Below are 18,488 nucleotides of genomic sequence, written 5' to 3'. Positions count from 1 at the left end.
TTTAAAATATTTTATTTTTTCGCCATAAACGGAAAACCTGATTAATAGGCTCTTCAAGGTTCTGTGATTGAGTAAGTAATCCTGAAACCGCAACACCGTGTATTCCGCAGCTTTTTAATGCCTCAAAATCTTCTATGGTAATTCCGCCAATAGCGATAATAGGTACTGTATTTTGATTTTTTAAATACTTCTGAAGCACGCTTGAATACCCTTCTATCCTTAAAACCGGACTCAGCTTTTCTTTAGTAGAAGTAAATCGTAACGGCCCTAAACCAATATAGTCGACTCTATTTTTTAGGTGATCTAAACACTGCTCTAGTGTATTTGCAGTACCACCAATTATTTTAGACTCGCCTAAAATCTTTCGCGCTTCTGCGGTTGACATATCCTGTTGCCCCAAATGAACACCAGCTGCATCTACCTCTTGTACAATACTCACATTATCATTTATAATGAGTTTTGCATTGAATTCATCGCATAATTTTTTCGCTTTATGCGCAGTATCAAGAACTTCTTCATAAGCTGTATTTTTCATTCGCAGCTGTACCCAGTTGCAACCTGCCTTTAAAACCTGATCTATATGTTCTAAATGGGCTTTGCCGTCTGCTCCCTGAGAAATATAGTGCAAATGAGAAATTTCCTTATTTACACGGGTTTTATCTATAAATGTGTTCATACTCATTTTTTATTTTAATAAAAGCTTCTACGGGATTTTCAGAAAGCCAGATTGCTCCCAAAACGGCAGCTCCGCTAAATCCGCGTTGGTGTACTTCTGCAATTTTTTCTGAAGTGATTCCGCCCAAAGCGATTATTTTTTGTGGAATATTATGCACTTCAAAGTGTTTCCCTTCATATCCTGTTTTTGAAATCGAAGTAAAAACCGGACTTAAAAAACAGTAATCAAAAAGTGCTGCATAACTATTGAGTTTGTTTATCTCGTGAAAAGAGGTACTCACCTGAAACCCTTTCTTCTTAAGTTTTTCTAATTCATATCTAAAAGCTTCTGACTCTGTATTGCGCTGCATTTCTTTAAAATGCATTCCCTTACAGCAAAATTCCTCAGCTAGTTTATGATGCTGATGTAGCATCATGGTCGCTAAATAATGAGGCTCAAACTGCTGCAACCAACTTTTCAATTCAGCATAAGAAGCCTGTGGTTTGCGAATGTGAACTGTTTTTAAACCCAAATCAATAAGTTGTTTGATTTGGGTTATTTCAGAAGTAATAAACGCTTCAGCAGTAATAACAATTAGCATCTTTAATGATTTACAGATACACTTCGCTTCCGTGTTTTTTAAACTCTTCAGACTTTTCCTTCATTCCTTTCTCGAGTGCTTCTTCGGTCTCTAAACCATTTTCTTTAGCGTAATTGCGCACATCCTGACTAATTTTCATCGAACAAAAATTAGGACCGCACATAGAACAAAAGTGAGCCACTTTAGCATTTTCAGAAGGTAAGGTCTCGTCGTGAAATTCACGAGCCGTATCAGGATCGAGTGCTAAATTAAATTGATCTTCCCATCTAAATTCAAATCGCGCTTTACTCATCGCATCGTCTCTGTGTTGCGCTCCGGGATGCCCTTTTGCGAGGTCTGCTGCGTGCGCCGCAATTTTATAAGTTATCACACCGGTTTTTACATCTTCTTTGTTAGGCAACCCCAGGTGCTCTTTAGGGGTCACATAACACAACATTGCACAGCCGTACCAGCCTATCATTGCAGCACCTATACCACTGGTGATGTGATCATAGCCTGGAGCAATATCTGTAGTTAAGGGTCCCAAAGTGTAAAACGGAGCTTCCCCACACACTTCGAGTTGCTTATCCATATTTTCTTTTATCATATGCATGGGGATGTGGCCAGGACCTTCTATGATACATTGTACATCGTGTTTCCATGCAATTTTTGTGAGTTCGCCTAAAGTTTCTAACTCGGCAAACTGTGCATAATCATTAGCATCTGCAATACTTCCGGGACGCAAACCATCTCCTAAAGAGAACGATACGTCATAGGCTTTCATAATCTCACAGATATCTTCAAAATGCTCATATAAGAAGCTCTCTTTATGATGCGAGAGACACCATTTTGCCATTATAGAACCTCCCCGAGAAACAATTCCGGTAAGGCGTTTTGCTGTATGTGGCACATACTTAAGGCGTACACCGGCGTGAATCGTAAAATAATCTACTCCCTGCTCTGCCTGCTCGATAAGCGTGTCTCTAAAAATCTCCCAGGTTAAATCTTCGGCTTTGCCATTTACTTTTTCTAAAGCCTGATAAATAGGAACTGTACCTATGGGCACCGGAGAGTTGCGTAAAATCCACTCTCGAGTTTCATGAATATTTTTTCCTGTAGAAAGATCCATTATGGTGTCTGCTCCCCAACGGCACGCCCATACCGCTTTTTCTACCTCTTCTTCAATGGAAGAACTTACTGCAGAATTACCGATATTGGCATTTATTTTTACTAAAAAATTACGCCCTATAATCATAGGCTCTGCTTCCGGGTGATTGATGTTTGCCGGGATTATTGCTCTTCCACGAGCCACCTCATCACGCACAAATTCTGGAGTAATCACTTTTGGAATACTCGCCCCATAACTGTTGCCGGGATGCTGTGGAGTAATGTGTTGTATTTCGGCTAGTTTTTGATTTTCGCGAATTGCGATATACTCCATTTCAGGAGTAATGATTCCCTGACGCGCATAATGCATCTGAGTAACATTTTTGCCTGCTTCAGCCTTTAATGGATTTGTATTGCGTACAAAGCGCAAATGATCGAGCGCGGCATTTTCTTCCTGTTTACGACCGTAAGCCGAAGAAAGCCCTGATAATTGTACGGTGTCATTTCGGTCTAAAATCCATTGTTTACGTACGGGATCAAGTCCTTTTTTAACATCAATCTCAATATTAGGATCGGTAAATGGGCCGCTGGTATCATACACCAAAACCGGCGCGTTTTTTTCAACCTTACCATTAAATTTATCTATCGTATCTGCCAGAGAAATCTGGCGCATAGGCACTTTAAGGTCTGGGTACAGGCTGCCGCTTACGTACACTTTTTCTGAATTAGGAAAAGGTGCGCGGCTAATGGTTTGTTGCTTCGGAATTTTTTCGGTCTTCATAACGGATAGTTTTAAGAATTATACGTGTCACAAATCAATAATTCTATCCGCCTTGCGTGGCTTTAACGATAAGTACCAGAGCACCATCTTTCAGCATAAATTCATTCCATGCAGTTTGGGTAACAATGGCGTTATTAACAGCCACAGCGATGCCTTTTTGCACGATGTCGAGATGAATTAAAAGTTCTGAAAGCGAAGGCTCTTTAGCGAAAGAATGTGATTGATTGTTGACGTTTACAGTGATCATTTAAAATAGTTTTAAACTGTAAACTGAAGGTGGCATACGCCAAAAAGCAACAACCCGTTTGCATGGAATCTTTATAAAAGATCCTATCTATTGTGGAAAGTTTTCACTTTTCCCTTCGCTGGTACTAACCAGATCAGGTTCAAAGGGTACTATCTCAGCCGATATTGCTATCAGCGCCCCTAAAGTTTACAACGTAAAGCTATACATAAATTGGAGACCTACTGCACTTATAATTTGAAAATTTTAAAAAGGCATTATCCTACTTAACATTATTTAGCCTTTGATTAAGAACAAAATAACACGAAAGAGCCCATAAATACACGCCTCGCTTTGTAATTTTAGAATAACTAAAAAATCAAAAATTATGAAAACAGTAAAACCATATTTAACCTTTAGAGGTGAGTGTCAAGAAGCTTTAAATTTTTATAAAGACTGTTTTGGTGGAGATATCATTAACAAAGAAACTTACGAAGGGAAAGACATTGATATTCCGGGAAGTTATAGAGATAAACTACAGCATGCAGAGCTCAAAGGAAAAGGAATTCATTTAATGGCATATGATGCTTCTCCAGATACACCCTTACAGCACGGCAATCAAGTGCAACTGGGCGTTGATCTTGAGAGTAAAGATGAAGTAAGCGAATTATTTAATAAATTATCTGCAGAAGGTCAAAGTCTTGCAAAACCACAAGAAACCAGCTGGAATGCCTATTACGCTCGTGTTCGCGATAAGTATGGTGTAAACTGGATGCTTAATTACGATATGTAATAATATCATTATTATAAATTTTTAAAATGCCGAAGTACTGCTTCGGCATTTTTTATGCGTCTGCGTTTAAGAAGTGGCTAAAAAGACTGAAATTTGCAGCGCTATGAATCAAACTATTACCATACTCGATAATACCTTTGTTTTACATCCTGCAGGTGGTATTTATTGGGTAGAACAGGAGACGCTTCTTATTGCAGATGTACATCTGGGAAAAGTTTCCCATTTTAGAAAACACGGAAGCGCTGTGCCTTACAAGGCTGTAGCCGAAAATTTTATACAACTTTCACGCATTGCAGATTCTTTTAAACCTAAAGGCATTTGCTTTCTGGGCGATTTGTTTCACAGCAGCTTAAATACCGAATGGAATTTATTTGAAGACTGGGTTGCCTCCCGAGAAGAAAATATCATTTTAGTGGCGGGGAATCACGATATCATTGCTCCGCTTAAATACGAAAAACTGGGAGTTCCCATATATTCTGAAATTAGAACCGGGGCGTTTTTACTTACGCATCACCCGGAGGAAACTGAAGGCTTTTTCAATTTTTGTGGACATATACATCCGGGAATTCGTCTGGGCGGAATAGGCCGTCAGGTATTAAAACTTTCATGTTTCTTTAAGACTGAAAATCAATTGATCTTACCGGCTTTCGGTACATTTACCGGAAACTATTATCTGGAGCCAAAACCTGGAGATGCTGTTTTTGCCGTAACAAAAAAAGAGGTAATACAAGTTCAATAGAAAGCTGGTCTAACGCAATGGAATGATACTATTTTTGAATCTTTCAACTTATTATCAAAGCTGAATAGTTTAAATACCTAAAAATTTTGAGACACTTAGAATACTAATTTGATTTTTATACAAATCGAAATCTATGAAAAAGAAACTCGCTATACTCAATTTACTTTCGGTACTTCTGGTTATTACCGTTAATGGCTTATCACAAGCACAACGCTGGAACAATACTACTATTGGCGAAGTAAGTAATCGTTATGACAATCTGTTTACGCCTGCGGGTTACGCTTTTTCAATCTGGGGTGTTATTTTTTTGGGTCTTTTGGCGTACGCAGTATTTGGCATTAGACGCGCCTTTTTCAGTAAAAAAGATACTCCGCATATCGAGCAAACAGGTTACTGGTTTACGAGTGTAAATGTACTTAATGCATTGTGGGTGGTTGCTTTTACGTATGAATACGTCTGGCTTTCCGTATTTATAATAATCGGGATGCTTTTTTGTCTGCTTAAAATTGTTTTAAAAACAAATATGGAACGCTGGGATGCTCCTATAGAAATTATAGCATTTGTATGGTGGCCTATTTGTATTTACAGCGGTTGGGTAGCGGTTGCAGTCATTGCAAATATTTCAGCATTTTTAGTTAAATTAGATCTAGCCGGAAGCCAGTTAACCCAGATTATTGCTACGATGACATTAATTACTATTGCTGTGTTTATAAATCTGCTTATGATTAACCTGCGCAATATGCGCGAATTTGCACTGGTAGGCGCATGGGCGCTTTTTGCCATATTCATAAGACATAAAGACAGCCTGGAAAGTGTTGCCTATTTTGCATTATTAGGAACTTTATTACTCGTAATTTCTTCAGGATTGCACGGCTATCGCAATCGGGAAACAAACCCTATTAATAAACTTAAAGAGCGGTTTAAATCATAGATTTAATATCATTAGACCAGCTGGGATAAGTAAAAACCATCCCTTTTAAGGTATTTACATCTAGTTTGCCGCACATTGCCATAACGAACATATTTATGGTTTCTGCGGCATCCCAACTTAACAGATGTGCTCCTAAAATATAACCTGTTTCTTTATCCACAATTGTTTTAAAGGCATAGCAATTTTGATTCATTCGTTTTGAGTTGTACCATGTAGGCACATTTTCTTCCCGTACGACAATATCATAACCCTGTTCCTTAGCTTCTTTTTCATTAAAACCTACAGTTGCCAGTTGTGGTTGTGTAAATACGACAGAAGGCGTAGGCGGCACATCTAGTTTCAAGTAATTTTCTCCTTTAACTATATTCTTAGCTACAACTCGTGCTTCTTGATGCGCTATAGGGGTTAGTGCTAATGTGCTTGTATCTGAAACATCTCCACAAGCATAAACATTTACATTTGTTGTGCTTTGCAAATATTCATTGACCTCAATCCCTTTTTTACTGAACGCTACGTTTCCATTTTCAAGCTCTAAGTCTGCTATTGCCGGCGCACGACCTGCAGTATTAAAGATCATTTCAGCTTTTAATTCAAAAGACTCATCTCCCTGATCTAAAGTAACCCGGTAGTTCTTCCGAAGTTTTTCTATAGCGGTGGCTCGTGCATTAAAAACAAACTTAATTCCTATTTGCTCAGAATTCTCCTGAAGATATTTTGCCAGCTGGCTATCAAAATTAGAAAGAATACCGTCATTCACATCTACGATAGTTACGTCTACCCCGCAACGTGCAGCAATATGCGCAAACTCCATCCCAATATATCCTGCACCTATAAAAATCATGCTTTCGGGCAATTCTTTGAGCTCTAAAAAGTCATCACTTATATGCGCATATTCTCTTCCCGGTATTTTTAACTCAAGTGGTATGTTTCCCGTCGCAATTACAATTTTATCTGCTGTCACCGTTTTACCTTCCACAGAAAGGGTTTGCGCATCAATAAATTTCGGCGACTGGTGGTATAATTTGATTCCTGCATCTTTCAGTTTTCGCTCTGTTGTAAAGGGTACCGCACTGGTAAAGGTCTCTTTAAATTTCATTAAGTCTCCCCAATTTACTTTAGGCAAATCATCGATTCCTTTACCGCTTAAGTCACGACTACGCTCTAAGACTTCGGTGATTCCTACTAAAACTTTTTTAGGATCACATCCTCGGTTTGCACACGTACCGCCAAACTCTCTATTATCTGCAATGGCAACTTTTAATCCGGCTTCAACAGCATCATAAGCTACATGCTTTCCTGCGTTACCGGTCCCAATTACAAATACATCAAAGTGCTCAATTGCCATAAATCTAGTTTTTTATAAAGATACTGTTTGCCGCAAGGCTATCTTGTTATTGAAATTGTAAATACCTGTTAGGCTTTTGCCAAAGCACTGTTTTAAATATATAAATAGATTTAAGCTATGTTACAATAATATTAAATACGCCTGCGGATTAATGATAAAAAACAAGAAGATACTATCTTTGTCGGCTTATGGGTAAAACCAAGATCACGCAGCCTTTTTTACAGTCTTTGCAAATGCAAAAACTGCAAGACGCTATTTCTAGTAGCGAAAAAAATTCATCTCGAATTACATTGAACGGCCTTATAGGTTCGTCGCTTTCCATTTTAATTGCAGAAAGTTTTAAAACTGCAGATAAACCCTTTCTTATCATCTTAAATGACAAGGAAGAAGCGGCTTATGTGCTCAATGATTTAGAGCAATTAGTAAAAGAAAGCAATGTACTTTTCTATCCCGGCAGCTACCGCAGACCGTATCAAATAGAAGAGACCGATAATGCTAATGTGTTACTTAGAGCCGAAGTTTTAAACCGCATCAACAGTCGTAAAAAACCGGCCCTTATTGTCACTTATACTGATGCGCTTTTTGAAAAAGTAGTAACCCGTAAAGAACTCGACAAAAGTACCTTAAAGGTAAAACTGAATGATAAGCTGTCGCTTGATTTTGTAAACGAAATGCTTTTTGAATATAAATTTAGGCGAGTAGATTTTGTTACAGAACCCGGCGAATTTTCGGTGCGCGGGGGGATTATTGATGTCTTCTCCTTTTCACACGATGAGCCGTATCGTATTGAGTTTTTTGGCGATGAGGTTGACAGCATACGTACTTTTGATGTAGAGACGCAACTTTCGGTAAAAAAGATTGAAAAGATAAGTCTGATGCCTAATGTTGAAAATAAAGCTTTACAGGAATCACGCGATAGTTTTTTCAAATATATTTCAGAACAGACCGTTGTTTTTGTACAAGACTTAGAACAACTTTCAGCTCGTATTGATACTAATTTTGAAAAGGCTCAGGAAGCCTATGATAAACTTGAAAGTGAGATCAAACGTACAGCGCCTGAAGCTTTATTTTGCGATTCAAAAACCATTCGAAGACAGTTACTTGATTTTACCCTGGTAAAAATAGGAACTGATTTACCGGAGCAGGAATCTGCAAATCAAATAACTTTTAGCCAACACCCGCAACCGGCATTTAATAAGCAATTTGATTTGCTTATTCAAAATTTAAATGAAAACAACGAAGCGGGATACACCAATTATATTTGCTGCAGTAGTGAGCAACAAGCAAAGCGTTTTAAAGATATCTTTGATGATGCCAAGTTAGACGTGAAGCAATATGACACCATTATTTTACCGCTTTACCGGGGTTTTATTGATGAGGATTTTAAAATAGTCTGTTATACAGATCACCAGATTTTTGAGCGCTATCACAAGTTTAAGCTTAAAGACGGTTACGCAAAAAAACAGGCGATCACGCTTAAAGATTTAACCAGTCTGCAGGTAGGTGATTACATCACACACATAGATCACGGGATTGGTAAATTTGGCGGACTTCAGAAGATTGAAGTGGAAGGCAAAATGCAGGAAGCCATCAAATTAATTTATGGCGAACGCGATGTGCTCTACCTGAGTATTCATTCGCTTCATAAAGTCACTAAATACAATGGCAAAGACGGCAAACCGCCTCAAATTTACAAGCTAGGTAGTGCCGCCTGGAAAAAACTTAAACAGAAAACAAAAACACGGGTTAAAGAAATTGCTTTTAACCTGATTAAACTATACGCCAAACGTCGTCTTGAAAAAGGCTTTGCCTTTGGTCCTGACACCTATTTGCAAAACGAGTTAGAAGCGAGCTTTATTTACGAAGATACTCCAGATCAAAGTAGCGCCACCGAAGCGGTAAAAGCAGATATGGAAAGCTCCCGACCTATGGATCGTTTGGTTTGTGGTGATGTAGGTTTTGGTAAAACTGAAGTTGCCATACGTGCGGCCTTTAAAGCAGTAGATAATGGGAAACAAGTGGCGGTTTTAGTACCCACAACAATTCTTGCTTTTCAGCATCATAAAACCTTTAGCGAGCGTCTTAAAGATTTACCGGTTACTGTAGATTATTTAAACCGTTTTCGCACAGCGAAAGAAAAACGAGAAACCTTAGAGCGTCTTGCAAATGGTAGAGTTGATATCATTATAGGCACACACCAGCTTACCAGTAAAAATGTAAAATTTAAAGATTTGGGCTTGCTCATTGTAGATGAGGAGCAAAAATTTGGTGTAGCAGTAAAAGATAAGCTTAAGACGATAAAAGAAAATGTAGATACGCTTACCTTGACGGCAACGCCTATACCGCGTACGCTACAGTTTAGTTTAATGGCGGCTCGTGACTTAAGTACCATCACCACAGCACCGCCTAACCGTTACCCCATTGAAACCCATATCGCGCGTTTTACCGAAGATACCATACGAGATGCTGTATCGTATGAAATACAACGCGGCGGACAGGTGTTCTTCATTCATAACCGCATTGAAAATATTAAAGAAATTGCCGGTTTAATTCAGCGGCTTGTACCCGATGCTAAAGTAGGCATAGGTCACGGCCAGATGGATGGAAAGAAACTTGAAGAACTTATGCTCAGGTTTATGGATGGCGAGTTTGATGTACTCGTATCTACCACCATTGTAGAAAGCGGTCTTGATGTACCTAACGCAAATACGATATTCATCAATAATGCTAATAATTTTGGACTTTCAGACTTGCATCAAATGCGCGGTCGTGTAGGCCGAAGCAATAAAAAAGCGTTTTGCTATTTCCTTACGCCTCCGTTTTCTACAATGACCGAAGATGCGCGTAAACGTATGACGGCATTAGAGCAATTTTCAAGTTTAGGTAGTGGTATCAATATCGCGATGAAAGACCTTGAGATACGCGGTGCCGGTGACCTTCTGGGTGGTGAACAAAGTGGTTTTATGAACGAGATAGGTTTTGATACCTATCAGAAAATCTTAAACGAGGCTATAGAAGAACTTAAAGAAAATGAGTTTGCAGATCTATATGCTGAAGACAATGCAGACGACACTAACAAAGAGTACGTAAAAGATACCGTCATCGATTCTGATTTCTCCTTAATGTTTCCTGATGACTACATCAATAATATAACCGAGCGTTTAAATCTCTATACAGAACTTAACGGGTTAAAAACTGAAGAAGAACTGGCAGCTTTTGAAACTCGATTGATAGATCGTTTTGGTGAGTTGCCCAAACAAGCAGATGACTTATTGAACTCGGTACGTATTAAATGGGTTGCAACGCACTACGGACTTGAAAAAGTAGTAATGAAAAATAAAAAACTTATTGGGTTTTTTATTGCAGACCAGCAATCTAAGTTTTACCAAAGTGCTGCGTTCTCCCGCGTACTTCAATATGTACAAACGCACTCTAACCGCGTGACCTTAAAAGAGAAGAAAACCAGTAAAGGTTTACGTTTATTACTTACTGCTCAAGGGATTTCTACAGTAGATAAGGCTATAGATGTTTTAAAACCACTAATGCCGAAGAAAGTAGAACAAGTTTCAGAATAGGTTAAAAACTGCAGAAGACTAACCTCAAAAGAGGAAGATTAATTCGAGTTTGATTTCTCTTTTTAAGTTTTAGAAATATTCTTTCTAATGACATTTTGAACTACTTCTGCTACAGTATTCTCGTTTATACTTTTTGATAAACAATATTTGCCAGTAAGCCATTCTTCTAATTTATGAGCTCCTTTGCTCGCATTACAAGAAATACAACATAGCGCAATATTTTCTGCTGAGGAAAGATGAATATCATTAATTATATGCTCCCAAGATGGTTTAGTCTTTCTTGAGACATGGTTTATTGGAAAATCAACCCCGCAATACACACACTTTTTATCACGGCTTAAAACTAATTTCTCAACATCTGCCGGAATACCCCACTGATTAGCCATAGTTATGTTTTAAAAATGATAAAATGCATTCTCAAAATGCTCTAGCTTTTCTTGAGTCTTGTTTTTAAGAACAGCAATGATATCAAAACGGGTTTCGATATCCAGATCATTTGATATGACATATTCATTAGCTGCTTTGACGAGTAATTTAATTTTTGAAGAACTGACAAAGTCCTGAGGGTCTCCAAAAAAATCTGAGTTGCGCGTTTTGACCTCTATGATGATGAGTTCGTTGTTTTTTGTAGCTATGATATCAATTTCCGCTTTAGCGAAAAACCAATTGCGCTCCAGAATTTCAAAACCGTTTTTTTCTAGATATTCTGCTGCAAACTGCTCGCCCCATTTACCTAATTCGTTATGATTCATAGCGAGATTTAATACTTATTCTACGTGGTCAAAAGCAAGTCTAGAACCTTTTTCTGTAACTTCAAGCGACACATTTCTACCTAATATTAGCGCGCGATTATCTTTTAAATGACCCGCAGGAAAATTAAAACATACCGGAAAATCATAATCCTTAACGGCATCTAACACAATCTCTTTTGCCGTTTTTCCAAATGGAATTGAATTGTCGTGCATTTTAGTTAAACTACCTACCACAAGACCTTTTAGATCGCATAGCATATTATTACGTTTTAAATTAACCATCATACGATCTACGTGATACAGGTATTCATCAAGATCTTCTATAAACAGGATTTTATTTTTTGTATGAATCGAAGAATTGCTTCCACATAAAGAGTACAAAATAGAAATATTACCTCCTACCAGCTCTCCAGTTCCTGTTCCCAAGCGGTTTAGAGGAGCAGGTTTTACACTATAATTTAAGGCTTTCCCAAACCACGCTTTCTCTAAAGTTTGTTTAGCTGCTACTGTGTTACGTGCAATACCCACCGGCATAACCCCGTGAATGGTTTCAAAACCCATCATATGCAATTGCGAATGCAACACGGTGATATCACTATAGCCCACCACCCATTTAGGATATTTTACAAACTTGTAAAAATTGATTTGATCTATAATGCGCACTGTACCATAACCTCCCCGGGCACACCACACTGCCTTGATTTCTTCATCATCAAGCATTGTCTGCAAATCTGCAGCCCGGGCTGCATCTGTACCACCAAACTGATCATCTTCGGCTCCTATAGTTTTACCTAACACAGGGATTAAACCATAAGATTCGAGCAGTAAAATACCTTTGTGTAAGTCTTCTTCATCAACCTTACGAGCGGTACAAACAATACCTATTTTATCACCTTTTTTTAAATATGGGGGAGTTAACATAACCTGTTATTTGTTAGGACGATATAGTAGTCCCGTTACTTTAAATTCAATATCATAATCTTTAGCCTGCTCCGCAGTAATTTTGACATCACTGCCTACAAATTCTTTGGGCATCGCCACATCACCGTCAGTACCCAAATAAACAAAGAGCGTTTTGCTAGACAGGGCTCCATGTTGAAAATCTACAGCACCAGCAAAATCCCATTCGTAGCCAGAAAAACGAATTGCTTTCTTATTTAACGTCTCGAGTTCTGCCAGTGGCATCCCCATATAAATATCGGTTTCTGATTTCCAGGGGCTGTCATAGGCATAAGCTTCAATACTGTGAACGGCAGTCTTGTTGATATCTGTATAATGTACCAGTAATTCTTTCGGCGTGTTTGGGTATATTTTTAGCGTAACCACTTCGATAGAGCCCTCTTCTATCCAGTTTTTTGTTTCCAAAAGATCGTCTTCGGCAAACTTATTTTCTAATGTGCCTGTCTGGGCAAAACCGTAGATTTCTTCAATAATAAATACCGTTTCCTCTGCAACATTTTCTTCTGTTACAGTATTGGAAGCAGGTGCAGAATCTGGTTTTTCTTTACAACACACAAAGATTGTAAAAACTGCTAAAACTAAATAACGTAGGATCATAGTGTATCTAAAAGACTAATATACATACTTAATAAATGTACTCCTACCACAGGTTTTGATTAATCCCATAAATGGTATCTTTGCGGCTGAAAATTTTACTTTTACTATGACTCCCAAAAGATATACAATTACCGCAGCATTGCCCTATACTAACGGCCCTATACATATAGGTCACTTAGCCGGAGTTTATGTACCTGCAGATATTTACGCGCGCTACCTAAGAGGCATCGATAAAGATGTTGCTTTTATATGTGGTAGTGATGAGCACGGTGTTGCAATAAGTATTAAAGCTAAAAAAGAGGGAATTACGCCTCAGGAAGTGGTTGATAAATACAATACAATAATCAAAGACTCTTTTGCAGATTTTGGGATCTCATTTGATAATTACTCCCGCACTTCTGCACAAGTACATCACGATACCGCTTCAGAATTTTTTACAAAACTCTACGAGAAAGGCGACTTTATTGAAGAAGTAACCGAACAATTGTACGACCCTGAAGCAAACCAATATTTAGCAGATCGCTTTGTTATAGGAACCTGCCCTAAATGTGGAAATGAAGAAGCCTACGGAGATCAGTGTGAAAATTGCGGTTCTTCTCTAAACGCAACAGATCTTATCAATCCAAAATCTACCATCTCTGGTGCAAAACCGGTGATGAAAGAAACCAAACACTGGTTTTTGCCTTTAGAGCGTTATGAAGATTTCTTAAAACAATGGATTCTTGAAGACCATAAAAAAGACTGGAAATCTAATGTATACGGGCAATGTAAATCGTGGATTGATGATGGTTTACGCCCTCGCGCAGTGACCCGCGATCTGGACTGGGGGATTCCTGTACCGGTTGAAGGTGCAGAAGGCAAAGTTCTTTATGTATGGTTTGATGCACCTATAGGGTATATCTCATCTACAAAAGAATGGGCAGCACGCGAAGGAAAAAATTGGGAAGATTACTGGAAAAAAGAGGATACCAAATTAGTACACTTCATTGGGAAAGATAACATCGTATTCCATTGTATTATTTTCCCTGCCATGCTTAAAGCAGAAGGCAGTTATATTTTACCAGATAATGTACCGGCAAACGAGTTTTTAAATCTGGAAGGAAACAAACTTTCTACTTCAAAAAACTGGGCGGTGTGGTTACACGAATATCTTGAAGATTTTCCGGGCCAGCAAGATGTGTTGCGCTATACCTTAACTGCAAATGCTCCCGAAACAAAAGATAATGATTTTACGTGGAATGATTTTCAAGCGAGAAACAACAATGAACTGGTTGCTATTTTTGGAAATTTCATCAACCGTGTGGTTGTATTAACGAGTAAATATTATGAAGGTGTAATACCGCACCCGGCAGCTTTTAATGAAGAAGACGAGCGTGTTTTAGCAGAAATGAAAGCTTACCCTGCTGTGATTGCCAGTTCTATTGAACGCTATCGTTTCCGCGAAGCGCAAAATGAATTGATGAATGTGGCACGTTTGGGTAATAAATATCTTGCAGATGCAGAGCCCTGGAAAACGGTGAAAACAGATGCAGAACGTACGCAAACCGTGATGTATGTGGCGTTACAAATCGCAGCAAGTCTTGCTGTTTTAAGCGAACCCTTTTTACCCCACACCGCAAAAACTTTAAAAGATATGCTTAATATGGAAAGTAACGATCCGCTAATGACGTTACCTCAACCTTTAAGTTGGTCAAGTTTAGGTGAAAAAATAGATTTACTACCTGTAGGTCATACGATTAATGCTGCTGCATTGCTCTTTAGTAAGATTGAAGACGAGCAGATTCAAAAACAATTAGATAAACTAGAAGCCACAAAAATGAGCAATCAAGCCGAAAACGCAACGGTAACTCCGCAAAAAGACACCATCGAATTTGATGATTTTACCAAATTAGACATGCGTGTGGGAACCATTATTGAAGCGGAAAAAATGCCAAAAACCAAGAAACTTTTGGTTCTTAAAGTTGATACCGGTATTGATGTGCGTACAATTGTTTCAGGTATTGCAGAGAGTTTCACTCCCGAGGAAATTATAGGTAAACAAGTGACTGTTCTCGTAAATCTTGCTCCTCGCGCATTGCGTGGTGTAGAAAGCCAGGGAATGATTTTAATGACCGAAGATGCAAAAGGCAAACTCGTGTTTATGAACCCAGATACTGCCGGTGTAAAGAATGGTGGGGTGATTAGTTAACTATTATAATCTCCCCTCTTTCTTTAGAAGGGAGCTTTTCAGCTTTGCTAAAATAAGGGTGGTGTTTTTCGCATTTCTTGCGATAAAGTCTGCCCTTTTTCATTCAGATTAAATTATTTTATCAATTATGTCCGCAATCCTCTCCTACCTCCTATCTCAAACTAATCTTCCGGAAAGTAGCATTAAAAATACCTTGCAGTTACTTGATGAAGATGCGACTATTCCTTTTATATCGAGGTATCGGAAAGAACGTACCGGAAATCTTGACGAGGTACAAATAGGTGAAATTGTAACCTATAAAGAGCAGTTTGAAGCGTTGGAAAAGCGAAAAGCAGCCATACTAAAAGCGCTTAAGGAGCAGGAGGTTTTAACCCCAGAACTTAAAAAGCAAATTAGTAACACCAGTGATTTAATTGCACTTGAGGATCTTTATTTACCTTATAAAAAAACTCGAAAAACAAAAGCAGACACTGCCCGTGAAAATGGTCTGGAGCCACTTGCCAAAATCATAATGGCGCAAAATACCCGTGATCTGGAAGCTGCTGCTGTGACGTTTCAAAACGATACGATTAGCTCTACAGATGATGCGCTGGAAGGTGCCCGTCACATTATTGCAGAATGGGTAAATGAGCGTGCAGACATTCGTAATTATTTACGTAATCAATTAGAGCGCCACGCGCAGATTACCACTAAAGTTGTCAAGTCTAAAAAAGACGAAGAAAAAGCACAGAAATACAAAGATTATTTTGAGTGGGATGAGTCATTAGCGCGTATTCCTTCCCATCGGTTTTTAGCATTAATGCGTGCTGCTGAAGAAGGTTTTATTCGGTTAAAAGTTGAGATTGATGACGATAAAGCCTTGCAAAACATAGAGAATCGCATTATAAAATCTAACAACGCCAGTGCAGAACAAATTCAATTGGCAATTGCAGATTCTTACAAGCGTTTGCTATTTCCCGCATTAAGTAATGAATCATTAGGCGCTGCAAAAGAGAATGCAGACAACGAAGCGATTTCAGTTTTTGCAAAAAATTTACGCCAGCTGCTATTAGGTTCGCCACTGGGCGAAAAACGTATTCTCGCACTCGATCCCGGTTTTAGAACGGGTTGTAAAGTGGTTTGCCTTGATGAAAATGGCGGATTGCAACACAACGAAACCATTTATCCGCATCCACCTAAAAACGACACAAAAGGCGCAATGCGTAAAATAAGTTTTCTGGTCGACGCACATAAAATAGAAGCTATTGCTATTGGTAACGGTACCGCTAGTCGGGAAACCGAACAGTTTATCAAACGCATGCAATTCAATAGAAATATAGATGTTTTTGTAGTGAGTGAGGCCGGTGCCTCGATTTATTCGGCTTCTAAGATTGCCCGTGACGAGTTCCCTAATTATGACGTGACAGTGCGCGGCGCGGTTTCTATAGGGCGTCGCCTGGCAGACCCGCTTGCTGAATTGGTAAAAATTGATGCAAAATCTATTGGCGTAGGACAATACCAGCACGATGTAGATCAAACGAAATTGAAAAACGAACTCGACCGTGTTGTAGAAAGTTGCGTAAATACCGTGGGAGTTAACATTAATACAGCTAGTGTTCCGTTGTTAAGTTATGTTTCCGGAATTGGCCCTAAACTGGCAGAAAATATTGTTGCCTATCGTGACGAAAAAGGTGCTTTCGCTTCGCGGAAAGAAATTTTGAATATTCCGCGACTGGGTGCAAAAGCCTTTGAACAAGCCGGTGGGTTTTTACGCATAAAAGATGGTGAAAATCCGCTAGACGACTCTGCTGTGCATCCCGAGCGTTACGATTTGGTCGAAAAAATGGCTAAAAAACTAAAAGTTTCCGTAGCAAATCTGGTAGGAAACAAAAGCATTTTAAAAGAAATAAGCCTTGAAGATTACGTTACCAACGAGGTAGGCTTACCTACACTTAAAGACATTTTAGACGAATTAGAAAAACCCGGACTCGACCCCCGGGAGCCGGCAAAAGCTTTTACCTTTAATCAAAACATACGTAAAATTGAAGATCTGGAAGTTGGCCAACTGCTTCCGGGGATTGTGAATAACGTGACTAATTTTGGTGCTTTTGTAGATATTGGGATTAAAGAAAGTGGTTTGATTCACATCTCAAATCTCGCCGATGGCTTTGTAAGTGATGTAAATGCACACGTAACCTTACAGGAACATGTGGTGGTAAAAGTGCTCGAGGTAGATATTCCGCGAAAGCGTATTCAACTTAAATTGCATAAGCTGAATGCTTAAAATCGCCTATCATCCTATTTATAAGCATCCTTTACCCGAAGGACACCGCTTCCCGATGGAAAAATATGATTTGCTGCCCAGGCAATTGTTGCATGAAGGCACGTGTACCGAAGCTAATTTTTATGAGCCGGGTTTCCCTGAAGAACACTACATACGTGCCGTACATACCGATAGCTATGTTACAAACCTTAAGGCTTTAAACCTAGACCGAAAAGCTGCACGTAAAATAGGTTTTCCGCTGTCGCAGGAGTTAGTAGACCGCGAACAAATAATCGCTCAGGGTACTATTTTAGGTTGTCATTATGCGTTGGAAAATGGCATCAGTTTTAACATCGCAGGTGGTACTCATCACGCTTACAGCGATCACGGCGAAGCCTTTTGTTTGTTTAATGATCAGGCTATTGGGGCGCGCTATCTTCAGAGAAATGAGTTGGCTCAAAAAATTCTTATTGTAGATCTGGATGTACATCAAGGCAATGGTACAGCAGAAATTTTTCAGGAAGATGACTCGGTGTTTACATTTAGCATGCACGGCGCAGGCAATTATCCGTTTAAAAAAGAAGTTTCTGATCTTGACATTGCTATACCTGATAAAAGTGGTGATGACTATTATTTAGCAAAGCTGAAAGAAACTTTACCCAAACTCATTAAGCAGGTAAACCCAGATTTTATTTTTTACCTCAGCGGTGTTGACATCCTGGAAACCGATAAATTGGGCAGACTTTCCTGCACCGTAGAAGGCTGCAAAGAGCGTGATCGTTTTGCATTGTCTTGTTTCCGCGAAAGCGAAATTCCTGTACAGGTAAGTATGGGCGGTGGGTATTCTCCTCAAATAAAAACCATCATTGAGGCACACGCAAATACGTACAGACTGGCACAACAGATTTATTTTTAAAAAATATTCTAAATAGCTGGTTTTAATCTAAATAGCTCTTGACTTAGGTGTTTTCCCCCTATTTAAAAGTAAAGACTTGATTTCTATTTAATTAGTGCTATTTT

The 18,488-nt window shown here is 38.9% G+C and carries 16 protein-coding genes and 1 riboswitch; of the genes, 7 read left to right on the top strand and 9 right to left on the bottom strand.

Annotation, left to right across the window (positions count from 1 at the left end; genetic code table 11):
• Position 1: 1 nt before the first annotated feature.
• From P164_RS15685 to thiS, 4 genes are read right to left on the bottom strand one after another with little or no spacing between them, the layout of a single operon-like run.
• Positions 2–676, bottom strand: coding sequence for a thiamine phosphate synthase (locus tag P164_RS15685; protein ID WP_035899919.1), 675 nt, complete (start codon positions 674–676; stop codon positions 2–4).
• Complete coding sequence (locus P164_RS15680) at positions 657–1,256, bottom strand: thiamine phosphate synthase (RefSeq protein WP_028377277.1); 600 nt, start codon at positions 1,254–1,256, stop codon at positions 657–659. Before P164_RS15680 ends, P164_RS15685 begins: the two co-directional genes overlap by 20 nt.
• Before the next feature lie 10 nt (positions 1,257–1,266).
• A complete protein-coding gene (gene thiC / locus P164_RS15675) occupies positions 1,267–3,123 on the bottom strand; it encodes a phosphomethylpyrimidine synthase ThiC (RefSeq protein ID WP_028377276.1) in 1,857 nt (618 codons plus the stop codon).
• A gap of 43 nt (positions 3,124–3,166) precedes the next feature.
• Positions 3,167–3,370, bottom strand: a complete 204-nt coding sequence (gene thiS / locus P164_RS15670) for a sulfur carrier protein ThiS (protein WP_028377275.1) — start codon at positions 3,368–3,370, stop codon at positions 3,167–3,169.
• Positions 3,371–3,463: 93 nt separating this feature from the next.
• A riboswitch (TPP riboswitch) is annotated at positions 3,464–3,561 on the bottom strand.
• A gap of 173 nt (positions 3,562–3,734) precedes the next feature.
• On the opposite strand from thiS, the gene P164_RS15665 reads away from it, so the two are divergent.
• The 3 genes from P164_RS15665 (at position 3,735) to P164_RS15655 (ending at position 5,809) form a co-directional block, all read left to right on the top strand.
• Complete coding sequence (locus P164_RS15665) at positions 3,735–4,139, top strand: VOC family protein (protein WP_028377274.1); 405 nt, start codon at positions 3,735–3,737, stop codon at positions 4,137–4,139.
• 103 nt (positions 4,140–4,242) lie between these two features.
• Entirely contained in the window at positions 4,243–4,878 is a 636-nt protein-coding gene (pdeM, locus tag P164_RS15660) for a ligase-associated DNA damage response endonuclease PdeM (protein WP_028377273.1), read from the top strand.
• A gap of 133 nt (positions 4,879–5,011) precedes the next feature.
• A complete protein-coding gene (locus P164_RS15655; protein ID WP_028377272.1) occupies positions 5,012–5,809 on the top strand; it encodes a hypothetical protein in 798 nt (265 codons plus the stop codon).
• Here P164_RS15655 and P164_RS15650 read toward each other — a convergent pair.
• Positions 5,799–7,154, bottom strand: coding sequence for a dihydrolipoyl dehydrogenase family protein (locus P164_RS15650; RefSeq protein WP_028377271.1), 1,356 nt, complete (start codon positions 7,152–7,154; stop codon positions 5,799–5,801). The genes P164_RS15655 and P164_RS15650 overlap by 11 nt on opposite strands.
• Positions 7,155–7,342: 188 nt before the next feature.
• Between P164_RS15650 and mfd the strand changes: the two genes are divergently transcribed.
• Entirely contained in the window at positions 7,343–10,729 is a 3,387-nt protein-coding gene (gene mfd / locus P164_RS15645) for a transcription-repair coupling factor (protein WP_028377270.1), read from the top strand.
• Positions 10,730–10,791: 62 nt separating this feature from the next.
• Here the strand turns inward: mfd and P164_RS15640 are convergent, their stop codons facing one another.
• Genes P164_RS15640 through P164_RS15625 form a run of 4 tightly spaced genes read right to left on the bottom strand, consistent with a single transcriptional unit; the run spans position 10,792 to position 13,038 of the window.
• Positions 10,792–11,115 carry an HNH endonuclease gene (locus P164_RS15640; protein WP_028377269.1) on the bottom strand — a complete coding sequence of 108 codons (324 nt, stop codon included), beginning with the start codon at positions 11,113–11,115 and terminating at the stop codon, positions 10,792–10,794.
• Between the two features lie 9 nt (positions 11,116–11,124).
• Positions 11,125–11,481 (bottom strand): YraN family protein, encoded by a 357-nt coding sequence (locus P164_RS15635; RefSeq protein WP_028377268.1) that lies wholly within the window; start codon positions 11,479–11,481, stop codon positions 11,125–11,127.
• A gap of 15 nt (positions 11,482–11,496) precedes the next feature.
• Positions 11,497–12,402 carry an LD-carboxypeptidase gene (locus tag P164_RS15630; protein ID WP_028377267.1) on the bottom strand — a complete coding sequence of 302 codons (906 nt, stop codon included), beginning with the start codon at positions 12,400–12,402 and terminating at the stop codon, positions 11,497–11,499.
• 6 nt (positions 12,403–12,408) lie between these two features.
• Positions 12,409–13,038 (bottom strand): hypothetical protein, encoded by a 630-nt coding sequence (locus tag P164_RS15625; RefSeq protein ID WP_028377266.1) that lies wholly within the window; start codon positions 13,036–13,038, stop codon positions 12,409–12,411.
• A 106-nt stretch (positions 13,039–13,144) separates the two neighbouring features.
• Between P164_RS15625 and metG the strand changes: the two genes are divergently transcribed.
• The 3 genes from metG (at position 13,145) to P164_RS15610 (ending at position 18,384) form a co-directional block, all read left to right on the top strand.
• On the top strand, positions 13,145–15,226 hold the full coding sequence (gene metG, locus P164_RS15620; RefSeq protein ID WP_028377265.1) for a methionine--tRNA ligase: 2,082 nt from the start codon (positions 13,145–13,147) through the stop codon (positions 15,224–15,226).
• Positions 15,227–15,353: 127 nt separating this feature from the next.
• Positions 15,354–17,489: a Tex family protein gene (locus P164_RS15615; RefSeq protein WP_028377264.1), complete on the top strand. Its 2,136-nt coding sequence runs from the start codon at positions 15,354–15,356 to the stop codon at positions 17,487–17,489.
• Positions 17,482–18,384: a histone deacetylase gene (locus P164_RS15610; protein WP_028377263.1), complete on the top strand. Its 903-nt coding sequence runs from the start codon at positions 17,482–17,484 to the stop codon at positions 18,382–18,384. Before P164_RS15615 ends, P164_RS15610 begins: the two co-directional genes overlap by 8 nt.
• Positions 18,385–18,488: the final 104 nt, after the last annotated feature.

This window comes from Leeuwenhoekiella sp. MAR_2009_132 (assembly GCF_000687915.1).
Lineage (GTDB): Bacteria > Bacteroidota > Bacteroidia > Flavobacteriales > Flavobacteriaceae > Leeuwenhoekiella.
Note: the sequence above shows the minus strand (reverse complement) of the source record. Positions and strands in the feature narration are given on the sequence as shown.